Source organism: Brevundimonas sp. TWP2-1 (assembly GCF_049897645.1).
GTDB lineage: Bacteria > Pseudomonadota > Alphaproteobacteria > Caulobacterales > Caulobacteraceae > Brevundimonas.
Genome location: NZ_JAFCWR010000002.1, coordinates 545,002 through 557,451, shown reverse-complemented (window position 1 = coordinate 557,451; position 12,450 = coordinate 545,002). Strand labels below are relative to the sequence as shown.

Genomic DNA, 12,450 nt, shown 5'->3' with positions numbered 1-12,450 from the left:
GAAAGGCCTACCCCGCCATCGCCGCCTGAATCCCGGCCAGCAGGCTGGCGGCGGTGATGGGTTTGGGGACGTGGAGGTCGGCGCCGGCGGCCTGGGCCTGGTCGCGGTGTTCGGCCATGGCGTTGGCGCTGAGCATGACGATGGGGGTGCGGGCCTGGGCGGCGCGTTCGGCCTCCAGCCGGCGGATGGCGCGGGTGGCGGTCAGGCCGTCCATGCACGGCATCTGCATGTCCATCAGCACCAGATCGAAGGTTTCGGCCTGGAAGGCGGCCAGGGCCTGTTCGCCGTCGGCGACGGTGACGACCGTCATGGCATGGGCCGCCAGGATCAGCTGGACCACGCGCTGATTGACGGGGTGATCCTCGGCCAGCAGCACGCGCAGGGCGGCGATGGGCCGTTCGGCCTCGGTCGCGCGGGCGCGCTGTCGCGCATCGTGGTCCGTCAGGGAGGCGGCGCGCACCAGCGGGATTTCGACCGTAAAGCGGCTGCCGACGCCCGGCGTCGAGGCGGCGGAAATCCGACCGCCCATCAGCTCGACCAGAGACCGGCAGATCGACAGGCCCAGGCCCGTGCCGCCGAACCGCCGGGTGATGGTCGCATCCGCCTGGCTGAACCGGTCGAACAGGCGCGCGGCGTGGTCGGGCGAGAAGCCGACGCCGGTGTCCTCGACCCGCAGCGTCAGCTTGGTCAGGCCGTCGGAATCCTCGTCCATGGCGATGGCGACGGCGACCGAGCCCTGAGGCGTGAACTTGATCGCATTGGACAACAGGTTTTCCAGCACCTGGCGAATGCGGGTGCTGTCGCCGACGAACAGGCCGCGCGCATCGGCGTCGCGGCGGATGTCGAAGCTCAGGCCCTTGGCCTCGGCCCGCAGGCGCATGACGTCCAGCGGCGCGGCCAGGGCCTCGTCCAGATCGAAGGGGCGGCTTTCCAGATCCAGGTGGCCGGCCTCGATCTTGGACACGTCCAGAATGTCGGACACCAGCCGTTCCAGCGTCACGCCCGAACTGGCGATCAGCGAGACCATCTCGGCCTGTTCGGGGGTCAGGTCGGTACGCGACAGGGCGTCGACGATGCCGATCACGCCGTTCAGGGGCGTGCGGATCTCGTGGCTCATATTGGCCAGGAAGTCAGACTTGGCGGCGTTTGCGGCCTCGGCGGCGGCCGTGGCCTCGCGCAAGGCCTGCTCGGCGGCGACCTTCTGCGTGACGTCACGCGCTACGCCATAGACGCGATTGCCCAGCCTGTGCGCGCGCCATTCCACGGTGACGTAATGGCCGGCCTTGTGGCGATAGCGGTTGATCTGGCCCAGGACCGGATCGCCGGGGCGACGGTTTTCCACCTCGACGATGCTCTGGCGCGTCGCAGGCAGGTCGTCGGGATGGATGAGCCGCAGCAGGCCGCGACCCTCGATCTCGTCGGGTCGATAGCCCAGCACGGTGAACCACGAGGCGCTGGCCTTGACCACCCGCCCGTCGAGTTCGCGCACCACCAGCAGGTCCAGGGACACATCGAAGAAGGTGTCCAGATCCACATCGGCGGCGGGGAAGGCCTGGGCCGTAACAGACAGACAAGTCATGACGCACTCTCTCGAACTGGAGATCACCCTAGGGTCTATCGGTTAACCTCACCTTTGCAGAGAACGCCGGTCTGCGCTGGCGCATGGACCGATGTCGGTTAGGATGTGGCGATGATCTCAGCCCTTCTCCTGATCGCCGCCGTTCAGGCCGTCCCGTCTGACCGGCTGGAGCCGCTGACCCTCGCCGATGACCGGGCCTGCACGGCGGATGGGGCATGGTGTGTCAGCCTAGTTGAGGAGGTGTGGGAGGGCGAGATCGTGGTCGCGCCGCTCGTGCGGGCCGCCGGTGATGCGGCGACGGGGGATAAGATCAAGGCGGGTGACACCGAGACCTATCAGCCGTGGACAGGACTGGTGCGACTGGCGGACGGCGGCTTTCTGGCCGGCGTCGAGGCAGACGCCAGCACCATGTATTCCGGCGGCGAGGGGCATGCGTCGGAACTGCGGCTATATCGCTTGACCTCAGCCGGGGAGGCTGAAGCTGGCGAGCATGGGGCCACGCCTGTCCTGGCCGTGCCGATCCGGGGCTCGCTGACGATCCGCGCCTGTTTCAGCGAAGAGGACATGAAACAGCGGGCCGGCGCCTGTCACGACGAATACGGGTTCGAGGCCACGCTGACGGCCGCAGGCGAGGCGGGCGATATGCCTGTGTTCGACTATGTCACCACGGCGACCGCCTATCCGCGCGGCGCGTCCCGTTCCGAGGACTCGCTGGAGAAGCCGCCGCTGAAGCCCGCCGACCTGGTCACGGTGCGCGATCAGAAATGCAGCTACAGCCGCCGCTTCACCTTCGACGCGGCGGCGGGCGAATACCGCCCGGACAGCGCGCTGCCGGATTGCTCCGACTACACCGTGCCCTAGTAGGCGAAGTCCGCGTAAATTCGCTTCACATCGCCCTGCCAGGCGCCGTGATACAGATCCAGCAGGCGTTCGGCCGGGGTGATGCCGCTGTCGGCGATGTCTTCCAGTTCCGACAGGTAGCCGCGCTCGTCCACCATGCCGCCCGAGAAGCGGGCGCGGTTCTTCAGGCCCTGTTTGGCGATGTTGACCATGTCGACGGCGATGTCGCGCACCGACCGGCCCGCCACCTCGGCCTTCAGGCCCAGGCGGGTGACGTCGCGGCGCAGGCGTTCGTGGTCTGCGATGTCCCAGTCCTTGACTAGGTCCCAGGCGGCGGCCAGCGACGGGGCGTCGTAAAGGACGCCGGCCCACAGGGCGGGCAGGGCGCAGATCCGGCTCCACGGACCGCCGTCGGCGCCGCGCATCTCCAGATAGGCCTTCAGCCGCACCTCGGGGAAGAGGGTGGTCAGGTGGTCGTTCCAGTCCTTGATTGTGGGGAACTGACCCGGCAGGGCGGGCAGTTTGCCGGCCTGGAAATCGCGGAACGACTGGCCCGAGGCGTCGACATAATGGCCGTCGCGCTTGGCGAAATACATCGGCGTGTCCAGCGCATAGTCGGCGTAGCGCTCGAAGCCGAATCCCTCCTCGAACACGAAGCCCAGCATGCCGGTGCGGTCGGCGTCGGTGTCGGTCCAGACATTGGCCCGCGCCGACAGGAAGCCGTTGGGCCGGCCCTCGGTGAAGGGCGAACAGGCGAACAGGGCGGTGGCGATCGGCTGCAGCGCCAGGGAGGTGCGGAACTTGGCCACCATGTCGGCTTCGGAGTCGAAGTCGAGGTTCGCCTGGATGGTGCAGGTGCGCAGCATCATGTCCAGGCCCAGGGTCCCGACCTTGGGCATGTAGGCGCGCATGATGTCGTAGCGGCCCTTGGGCATGACCGGCACCTGCTCGCGGGTCCACAGCGGATCGAAGCCGGCGCCCAGGAAGCCGACGCCCAACTGATCAGCCACCTGTTTGACCTCCATCAGATGCTGGCCGGTCTCGTTGCAGATGTCGTGGATGGTCTTCAGCGGGGCGCCGGACAGCTCGAACTGGCCGCCGGGCTCCAGGCTGACCGAGGCGATGAAGCCCTCGGGGTTGCGACGCTCAAGCCCGATCAGAAAACCGTTCTCTTCGACCGGTGACCAGCCGAAGCGTTGCAAACCCTCCAGCATCGCCCTGATGCCGTTCGGGCCGTCATAGGCAGGGCGGGCCAGGGTGGTTTTGTCGAAGCCGAACTTCTCGTGCTCGGCGCCGATGCGCCAATGATCCTTGGGCTTGATCCCCTTGGACATGGTCTCGATCAGATCGGTCCGGCTCAGCGGCGCGTTTGCGGTCATGCGTCAGTCCCTTCGGGCGCATCGTGAGCGACCGTGTGTCGCGGCTAGATGGGCAAGATTGGGGCGTGGCTCAAGAGGGCTTTGTTCTTTCCCTGACGCTCGCCGCGCGGCGGCTCGCTGCTTGAGGGGCGAACTTATCGTTCCCAATCGCCGACAGCTGCCTGCCACAGGGTCATGGCGGCGATGGCGGCGGTGTCGGCGCGCAGGATGCGCGGGCCCAGAGACACCGCGGTGGTGAAGGGCAGGGACCGCAGGCGTTCGCCTTCTTCGGGCGAGAAACCGCCTTCCGGCCCGATCAGGATGGACCATTTTTGCTCTTGGGGCCCGGCGCCCTCCGCCGCCAGCGCCGACATCGCCGGGGCGCCGCCGGTCTCGTCGCAGAACATCAGGCGGCGGTCGGGCTCCCAGGCGTCCAGCAGGGCGTCCAGCTTCATCGGATCATCGACGGCGGGCACGTCCAGGCGGCCGGTCTGTTCGGCGGCCTCTTCCGCGATGGCGTCCAGCCGGTCCAGGCGGATGCGGTCGGCGTTGGTGCGATGGGTCAGGACCAGTCGCACGCGCCGCACGCCCAGTTCGGCGGCCTTCTCGACGATGGTCTCGACCCGCGCCTTCTTCACCACGGCGACGATCAGATCCAGGTCGGGGCCATGGACCTGCGGCCTTGCCTGTTCCTCGGCACGCAGGATGACGCCCTTCTTCAGGATTTCGGCTACGGAACAGCGCCATTCGCCGTCGCGCCCGTTGAACACCAGCAGATCGTCCCCGACCTTCAGCCGCATGACCTGGGTCAGATAGCGGGACTGGTCCAGTGTCGGCGCGACGGCCGACCCAGCAGTCAATGCCGACTTTACATGTAAACGTATCATCTCAAATCCGCTCATCCCCGCGAAAGCGGGGACCCAGTGAGAGCCTCAGAACAGGTCGTCGAACAGATCGCGCCAGCCTGGATTCGCTCTTTCGATCAGCTCCAGTTTCCAGACGCGGTTCCATTTCTTGATCTGACGCTCGCGCACGAAGGCCGCGTGGCGGCTGGCGTGCATTTCAAACCAGACCAAGGTGGCGCAGCCATACTTTGCGGAAAAGCCTTTGAACAGTTTGTCTCGATGCTGCGCGGTGCGCAGAATTATGTCTTCGGTCGAGCCTGTGTAGAGAGTGCCGTTCCTCTGGCTGGCGACGATGTAGGTGAAGAAGGCCATCGGCGTGCGCCCCGACAGGACTGGGTCCCCGCTTTCGCGGGGATGAGCGGAGGTTGGGTGTCAGTTGTCGTCGGCGTGGGTCGAAGCCTGAGCCTTGGCGGCCTTGCGTTCGCCTTTCCAGAAGGCGCGTTTCGCCCATCGAAGGTGTTTCCACCATTCGTTGGGAGGTGTGAGCATGCCTTTTTTCATGGTCGCCATACGCAACCTTAAGTCATTATTTGGCGTGTGTCGCGGTCAGTGCTTCCCATTGATAAGCGCGCTCATGTGGACGGTCACGTCAGCCTCTGAATGCGATCGATCATCGCCTGGCGCGCTTCATCCTCGGTCCCGTAGAGGCCGGACTCAAAGACGGCGAACTCCGTCGCCCAAGGGGCGATCCTCGGCGCAGACACCGTTTGTCACTTCCAGTCGGCGAAGCTGTCGAGGCCGTCGGAGCGGCGAACCGGTTCGGTCCATTCGCCCGGCCCCGCGCCCTCCTGCCGCCAGACGATGTCTCTGGGCGGGCGGACGAAGGGCGTGGCGACAGATTTGGCGACCGGCTTCAGTCGCTGCTCCAGCCAGTCGCGAAAGCGTTCTAACGGCCCCTTCTCGATCAGCGCCATCGTTCTGTCGTCGCCCTAAAGCGTCCGCGCGATCAGCAGTTTCATGATCTCGTTGGTGCCGCCGTAGATGCGCTGGACCCGCGCGTCCTTGTACAGCTGGGCGATGGCGTATTCGTTCATATAGCCATAGCCGCCGTGGAGCTGCAGCATCTCGTCGATGGTCTCGCCCTGGATGTCCGTGACCCAGTATTTGGCCATGGAGGCGGTGGCGGCGTCGAGCTGGCCCTTCAGGTGCAGGCCGATGCAGTGATCGACGAAGACCTTGGCGACGGTCAGTTTGGTCTTGATCTCGGCCAGCTTGAACTGGGTGTTCTGGAAGTCGATAACCCGTTTGCCGAAGGCCTTGCGTTCCTTGACGTAGGCCAGCGTCGCCTCCAGCCCGCGCTCTGCGGCGGCGACGCCCTGGACGGCGATGTTCAGCCGTTCCTGCGGCAGTTGCTGCATCAGCTGGACGAAGCCCTGGCCCTCGCCGCCGCCGATGATGTTGTCGCCGGGGACCTTCACCTCATTGAAGAACAGTTCGGAGGTGTCGTTCCCCTCCATGCCGATCTTGTGCAGGTTGCGGCCGCGTTCGAAGCCTTCCGCCCCGTCGGTCTCGACCACGATCAGCGAGGTGCCCTTGGCGCCCTCGGCCGGGTCGGTCTTGGCCACCACGATTATGAAGTTGGCCAGTTGCCCGTTGGTGATGAAGGTCTTGGAACCGTTGACGACATAGCCGTTGCCGGACTTGACCGCCGTGGTCTTGACCCCTTGCAGGTCGGAGCCCGCGCCCGGTTCGGTCATGGCGATGGCGCCCACCAGTTCGCCGGACTGAAGCCGGGGCAGCCAGCGCGCCTTCTGCTCCGGCGTGCCATAGTGCCAGATGTAGGGGGCGACGATGGCGTTGTGCAGCGAGATGCCGAAATGGTCCGCGCCCTTCCATCCCAGCTGGCGCATCAGCACGACCTCATGCCGATAATCGCCGCCCATGCCGCCGTCTTCTTCCGGCATCGACAGGCCCAGCAGGCCGTCGGCGCCGGCCTGGGTCCACAGGTCGCGCGGCACGGATGAGTTGGCGATCCAGGACTGGACCTTCTCCGGCGGCGCGTGCTCGTCGATCCATTTGCCGACGCTGTCGGAGAAGAGGGTGATCTCCTCTTCGCGCATGAAATCGGGGTCGGGGCTGCCCAGCACGTTCATCGGTTAACTCCGCTTTTCGTGACCCTCTCCCAGAGGGAGAGGGCTTGAGCGCACGGCGGCGACAGCCGTCGTCCTTGCGCGAAAGGGTGAGGGGTTACAGTGGGAGACGGTGAGGGGCTAACCCCTCACCCTTTCGGCTTGCGGATCGCTGCGCTCTCCGAGCCTCAAGCCCTCTCCCTCTGGGAGAGGGTGGCTCCTCAGAACGCCTCGGCCGGCATGGCCATCAGCACGTCGGCGCCGGTCTTCATCTTGGCCAGGTGCGCCCCGGCGTCGGGCAGGATGCGCTCGACGAAGTAGCGGCCGGTCTGAAGCTTGGTGGCGTAGTAGGGGTCGGTCGAGCCGGCCTCGACCTGTCCTTGAGCCACCTTGGCCATCTGCGCCCACATATAGGCCATCGCCGTCAGGCCGAAGAGGTTCAGATAGTCGGTCGACGCGGCGCCGGCGTTGTCCGGGTTGGCCATGCCGTTCTGCATCAGCCACATGGTGCCGTCCTGCAGCTTGGCCTTGGTGTCGGCCAGGCCGTCGACGAAGGGCTTGATGGCTTCATTGCCGCCGTTCTCGGCGACGAAGGCGTCGATCTCGCCGAACCAGGTCATGATGGCCCGACCGCCGGCCGCGGGCAGCTTGCGCCCGACCAGGTCCAGCGCCTGGATGCCGTTGGTGCCTTCGTAGATCATGGTGATCCGGGCATCGCGCAGATACTGCGAGGCGGGGAAGTGTTCGGTGTAGCCCGAGCCGCCGTGCACCTGCATGCCCAGCGAGGCGACGTGGAAGCCCTTGTCGGTCAGATAGGCCTTCAGCACCGGCGTCAGCAGGCCCATGTAATCCTTGGCCTTGGTGGCGACGGCCTCGTCTTCCGACTTCTCAAGGTCGGCGTGCAGGGCGGTCCACAGGATGAAGGCCTGGCCGCCTTCGACGAAGGCGCGGGCCTCCAGCAGCATGCGGCGCACGTCGGGGTGGACCATGATGCTGTCGGCCGGGCCTTCCGGGTTCTTGGGTCCGGTCAGGCTGCGGCCCTGCAGGCGGTCCTTGGCGAACTCGACGGCGGCCTGATAGGCGGCGTTGCCGATGGCCAGACCTTGCAGGCCGGTGCCCAGGCGGGCCTCGTTCATGACCACGAACATGTTGTTCATGCCGCGGCCTTCTTCGCCGATCAGCCAGCCCTTGGCGCCGTCGTACTGCATCACGGCGGTGGCGTTGCCGTGGATGCCCATCTTGTGCTCAAGCCCGGCGCATTCCAGCGTATTGCGCTCGCCCAGCGAGCCGTCGTCATTGACCAGGAACTTGGGCACGACGAACAGCGACAGGCCCTTGATGCCCGGAACCGCGCCTTCGACGCGGGCCAGCACCGTGTGGATGATGTTGTCGGCGAAGTCGTGCTCGCCCGCCGAGATCCAGATCTTCTGGCCGGTGATCGAATAGGAGCCGTCGCCGTTCGGCACGGCCTTGGTGCGCACCATGCCCAGGTCCGTGCCGCACTGGGGCTCGGTCAGGTTCATCGTGCCGGACCATTCGCCGGTCGCCATCTTGGGCAGGTATTTCTGCTTCAACTCATCGGACGCATTGGCGTGGATGCCCGCATAGGCGCCCGCCGTCAGGCCCGGATACATCGAGAAGGCTGCGGAGGCGCCGGCCGTCATCTGGCCGAAGGCCGAGGCGACGACGCTGGGCATGCCCTGACCGCCGTAGGCCGGGTCGGCGGCCAGGGCCATCCAGCCGGCTTCGGACATGGCCTTGTAGGCTTCCTTCCAGCCCTTGGGACCGGTCACCACGCCGCCCTCGGACCAGTGGCAGCCCTCCTTGTCGCCCGGATTGTTGATCGGGGCGATCACTTCGTCGGCGAACTTGGCGCCCTCTTCCAGGATCTGGCTGACCAGATCCGAAGAGACGTCCTGGAAGCCCGGCTGGTTAGTGTAGCGGTCGATCTCCAGCACTTCATTCAGGATGAAGGTGAAGTCGCGGACAGGCGCCTTGTAGGCCATGGATTACGCTCTTGCTTTGAAGGGGTGGTGATGGTCGTGGTTGAGACGCGCGCGCAGCAGCTTCTCATAGTCTTCGGCGCCCGGCAGCAGGTCGGGGCGGTGTTCGGAAAGCTTGGATTCCATCCAGTTGCAGGCCTGTTCGGCCGTCTCGATGGCGCCTTCGATGTCTTCCAGCTGCTGCTTCAGCGCCGCGATCTGGGCGCGGTGACGCACCAGGGCCACCGCCATCTGATGGACGTTGTGGTCCTTCTGATCATAGAGATCCATCATGTCCTGGATCTCCTGAAGGGTGAAGCCGATGCGGCGGCCCCTCAGGATCAGTTTCAGCCGGGCGCGGTCGCGGGAATCATAGACGCGGGTCTGGCCCTTGCGCGCAGGAGTCAGCAGGCCCTTGTCCTCATAGAATCGCAGGGCGCGCGCCGTGGCTCCGAACTCGCGGCAGAGCTGGCGGATGGAATAGGTGCGGTGGTCGTCGGCGGTGGCCATGACCCAACATAACTTGACGTGCGCGTAAAGGGAAGCGCTTTACGCGCACGTAAGGGTCAACTTTTGCGGAGGGGCCGTCCCGTCCGCAATCGGGCATGAAAAAGCCCGGAACCTGGGGGGAGGTTCCGGGCGCAAACGCCGGACTGCAGGGGGGAGAGGGGTCCGACGTTCGATCTCTTTCAGAAGGCCTTGCGACGACCCAGCAGGACCGGGACGGTGAAGGCCAGCAGTATGGCGTTGACCGCCGCCAGACCCACGTCCTGGCTCAGGGCGTGAACGACCAGCATGGTCGATTCCAGCACGATCAGTCCTGTCGCCGCCGACATCAGCAGCGGGCGGCCGATGCGCCACGAGATCAGCGGGCTCAGCACGCCCATGGCCAGCACGATCTCGACCACGCCCAGGCCGCGCACCATGTTCTCGGGCGCCACCGCCGGCCAGCCCATCAGATTGATGAGGTTGGTCATCGGCTCGGTCAGCTTGGCGTATCCGGCGGCGATGAAGAACATCGCGATCCAGCCCTGCAGCGTCCAAAGGGCGATGTTGGCGTAGGCGGCGCGGCTGCGCGAGGGGGCGGTGGTGAAGGTTGAGGTGGTCATCGGGGGAGGAACCTGATTTCGTAACAGTCGCGATATCGGATTGGGGATCGCCGTTCGCAAGAGGGGATATAGCGGCGCTTTCGATATTTGTCATCAGGCGATGACATCAACTGATGACATCAGCCGATGACTTTGTGTTACGGGCCGGGGGCATTGGGCCGATTCCCAATGCCCCGCAACGCTGTCGGACCTCGACCTAGTCTTCGGGATGCACCCCCGGCGTCTGGACGATCAGGTCGCCGGGCTGGCAATCCAGCTCGCGGCACAGGGCGTCCAAGGTTGAGAAGCGGACGGCGCGGGCCTTGCCGGTCTTGAGGATCGACAGGTTGGCCAGGGTGACGCCGACGCGGTCGGACAGTTCGGTCAGGGACATGCGGCGTTCGAGCAGCAGCCGGTCCAGCTGGATCATGATCATGGCGCGCCCCTCTCAGACCGTGGTCATCTGTTCGTCGCGCATGGCCGACCCCTGCCGGAACACCTCGGCCAGGATGAAGACCACCAGAATGCCCAGCCAGGACCCCAGGTCGAAGTCATAGTCGGACGGCGACTGGCCGATGGCTTGAGGCGCGACCAAGACCAGCAGTAAGGCGGTCAACTGAATGCCGATCAGGCCGAAACCCACGGCCTGAAGCCGCTTGACGTTGGCGAACTCGAAGGCGTCGCCCTGATTGACCGACAACAGGATGCGCCGCAGCCGGTTGATGATCCACCAGGTGAAGCCGCAGGCCAGGAAGCCCCCCAGCAGGGTAAGGCGGCCCGTGATTTCGATGTCGCCATCAGGGGCTGCCCCATCTCGCAGCGCGTCCATCCAATCGACGCCGACGATCATGCTGGCGATCAGGACGCATCCAACCGCTATTGCGCCGATCATCACGAAGACGTTGAGAAAGCCCAAAACCCAGCGCAGGACGCTGGCGGCGGACCGTTTGCCCACGAGTTTCATCTTTATAGCCCTTCCAATCGGGTCGCCCTCCGCGACCGCCTTGGTGACTATCGATATGGATTTATCGATAAACGAGCAAGAACATTATCGATAAACGAGATGAAGCTTTCGTAAGGTTCGGCGTCAGGCGCTGAAGCCCCAGGCGACGCGGGCGGCCTCCAGCCGGGCCAGCTTGGCTTGGAACGGCCCCCAGTCGTCGTCGGTCGCGATCGTGGCCCAGATGGCCTCGACCTCGTCGATCAGCATCTCTTCGGGTTCGCGGGCGGCGAACATCGGATGCTCCAGCCGTTCGATTCGGCCGGGTTCGTGCTCCATCAGGGCGAAGCGGAAGGCGTCGAAGGCCTCGCCCTGATAGAGTTTGGCGCGCGGTCCGGACAGGGCGCGGGCCGACGAGGCGAAGCCGCCGAACCAGTCGAAGAACAGCGGCTCCCACCGCATCGCCGCCCCGCCTTCCCGCAACAGGGCCAGGGTCGCATCGACCAGTCTCTGATCCGCCGCCTCGCCTAGGCTCAACACGCCGAGCCGCATCAGGAAGGCGGCGCGCAGTTCGCGGATATAGGCCGGGCCGAACCCGTTCAGCGCCTGGGTCAACGGTTCGACATCGGCGACCAGCTTCAGACAGCCGGCCAACTGCGTCAGGTTCCAAAACACCGCCTCCGGCTGACGCGCAAAGGCGTAGAGGCCGGTCTGGTCGAAATAGGCGGCGGTGAAGGCCGGGTCGTATTCCGGCAGGAACCGCCACGGGCCATAGTCGAAGCTCTCGCCCGTCACGTTCAGATTGTCGGTGTTCAGCACCCCGTGCACGAAGCTCGCCGCGATCCAGCGCGCGGTCAGTTTCGCGGATGCCTCGACGATGGCGGCCAGCAGGCCGGGCGCGTCGCCCGCCGCAACGGTCGGATGATACAGGGTGCGAACGTGTTCGATCAGCGCCTCGATCTGATCGACCCGGCCCAGATAGGCGGCGCGTTGGAACGTCCCGAACCGCACATGGCTGTGCGACAGGCGCACCAGGACAGCGGACCGCGTCGGCGACGGCTCGTCCCCACGCTCCAGCGCCTCGCCTGTCTCGATCAGGGAGAAGGCGCGGCTGGTGGGGACGCCCTGGGCCTCCAGCATCGCCGCCGCCAGCACCTCGCGCACCCCGCCCTTCAGCGTCAACCGCCCGTCGCCGCTGCGCGACCAGGGCGTCGTGCCGGAGCCTTTCGTTCCCAGATCGAGCAACCGGCCCGAGGGCTTTGCTTGCCTATCGCCGCGCTCGCGGAGCGCGCCTGCTTGAGGCGTTTCGCGCATCTGCGCCGCCAGGAACCCGCGCCCGTCGCCCAGGTCGGGATTGTAGTGGCGGAACTGATGGCCGTGATAGCGCATGGCGATCGGCCCCGGCTGGCCGGGCAGGGGCGCGAACCGTCCGAAGGCGGCGATCCATTCCGCCTCGCTCAACCCCTCCAGCCCGACTTCGCCGGCGGCGCGGTCGTTGCGGAAACGCAGGATCGTCTGCGGGAAGTCGGCGGCCTGAACCGCATCGGCGTAGTCGGCGCCCAGATCGAAGAAGCGCGGTTCGGGGCGGTAGGCGGGGGAGACGGGCATGGGAGGCTAGGTGCGTGTCCGAAGGGGGGAGCGCAACCTCTCTTCTTCGTCCGGACAGCGGTTGGCTTGGCGGGCCGCATC

13 protein-coding genes are annotated in these 12,450 nt (G+C 66.0%); 1 reads left to right on the top strand and 12 read right to left on the bottom strand.

The features are described from left to right. Positions 1–7: 7 nt before the first annotated feature. Positions 8–1,579 (bottom strand): ATP-binding protein, encoded by a 1,572-nt coding sequence (locus ACP7BH_RS12890; protein WP_425985809.1) that lies wholly within the window; start codon positions 1,577–1,579, stop codon positions 8–10. Between the two features lie 111 nt (positions 1,580–1,690). Between ACP7BH_RS12890 and ACP7BH_RS12885 the strand changes: the two genes are divergently transcribed. Beyond that, entirely contained in the window at positions 1,691–2,440 is a 750-nt protein-coding gene (locus ACP7BH_RS12885; RefSeq protein ID WP_425985807.1) for a hypothetical protein, read from the top strand. On the opposite strand, the gene ACP7BH_RS12880 is transcribed toward ACP7BH_RS12885, so the two are convergent. The 11 genes from ACP7BH_RS12880 to ACP7BH_RS12830 form a co-directional block, all read right to left on the bottom strand. Next, complete coding sequence (locus ACP7BH_RS12880) at positions 2,437–3,798, bottom strand: glutamate--cysteine ligase (protein ID WP_425985805.1); 1,362 nt, start codon at positions 3,796–3,798, stop codon at positions 2,437–2,439. The two genes, ACP7BH_RS12885 and ACP7BH_RS12880, sit on opposite strands and share 4 nt — an antisense overlap. A 134-nt stretch (positions 3,799–3,932) precedes the next feature. Continuing rightward, positions 3,933–4,664: a 16S rRNA (uracil(1498)-N(3))-methyltransferase gene (locus ACP7BH_RS12875; RefSeq protein ID WP_425985803.1), complete on the bottom strand. Its 732-nt coding sequence runs from the start codon at positions 4,662–4,664 to the stop codon at positions 3,933–3,935. A 45-nt stretch (positions 4,665–4,709) separates the two neighbouring features. After that, positions 4,710–4,994 (bottom strand): GIY-YIG nuclease family protein, encoded by a 285-nt coding sequence (locus ACP7BH_RS12870; protein ID WP_425985801.1) that lies wholly within the window; start codon positions 4,992–4,994, stop codon positions 4,710–4,712. A gap of 398 nt (positions 4,995–5,392) precedes the next feature. Further along, positions 5,393–5,596, bottom strand: coding sequence for a hypothetical protein (locus ACP7BH_RS12865; protein WP_425985800.1), 204 nt, complete (start codon positions 5,594–5,596; stop codon positions 5,393–5,395). Positions 5,597–5,611: 15 nt separating this feature from the next. Next, the gene (locus ACP7BH_RS12860) at positions 5,612–6,775 is read right to left on the bottom strand and encodes an acyl-CoA dehydrogenase family protein (protein ID WP_425985798.1); all 1,164 of its coding nucleotides are present in this window, start codon (positions 6,773–6,775) and stop codon (positions 5,612–5,614) included. A gap of 197 nt (positions 6,776–6,972) precedes the next feature. Then, positions 6,973–8,757: an acyl-CoA dehydrogenase C-terminal domain-containing protein gene (locus ACP7BH_RS12855; protein ID WP_425985796.1), complete on the bottom strand. Its 1,785-nt coding sequence runs from the start codon at positions 8,755–8,757 to the stop codon at positions 6,973–6,975. Between the two features lie 3 nt (positions 8,758–8,760). After that, complete coding sequence (locus ACP7BH_RS12850; RefSeq protein WP_425985794.1) at positions 8,761–9,243, bottom strand: MerR family transcriptional regulator; 483 nt, start codon at positions 9,241–9,243, stop codon at positions 8,761–8,763. Between the two features lie 179 nt (positions 9,244–9,422). Continuing rightward, positions 9,423–9,842, bottom strand: coding sequence for a DoxX family protein (locus tag ACP7BH_RS12845; protein WP_425985792.1), 420 nt, complete (start codon positions 9,840–9,842; stop codon positions 9,423–9,425). A 196-nt stretch (positions 9,843–10,038) separates the two neighbouring features. Further along, positions 10,039–10,257 (bottom strand): helix-turn-helix transcriptional regulator, encoded by a 219-nt coding sequence (locus ACP7BH_RS12840; protein WP_346494896.1) that lies wholly within the window; start codon positions 10,255–10,257, stop codon positions 10,039–10,041. Positions 10,258–10,269: 12 nt separating this feature from the next. Further along, positions 10,270–10,785: a DUF2975 domain-containing protein gene (locus ACP7BH_RS12835; RefSeq protein ID WP_425985791.1), complete on the bottom strand. Its 516-nt coding sequence runs from the start codon at positions 10,783–10,785 to the stop codon at positions 10,270–10,272. 123 nt (positions 10,786–10,908) lie between these two features. Beyond that, the gene (locus tag ACP7BH_RS12830) at positions 10,909–12,369 is read right to left on the bottom strand and encodes a protein adenylyltransferase SelO (RefSeq protein ID WP_425985789.1); all 1,461 of its coding nucleotides are present in this window, start codon (positions 12,367–12,369) and stop codon (positions 10,909–10,911) included. Positions 12,370–12,450: the final 81 nt, after the last annotated feature.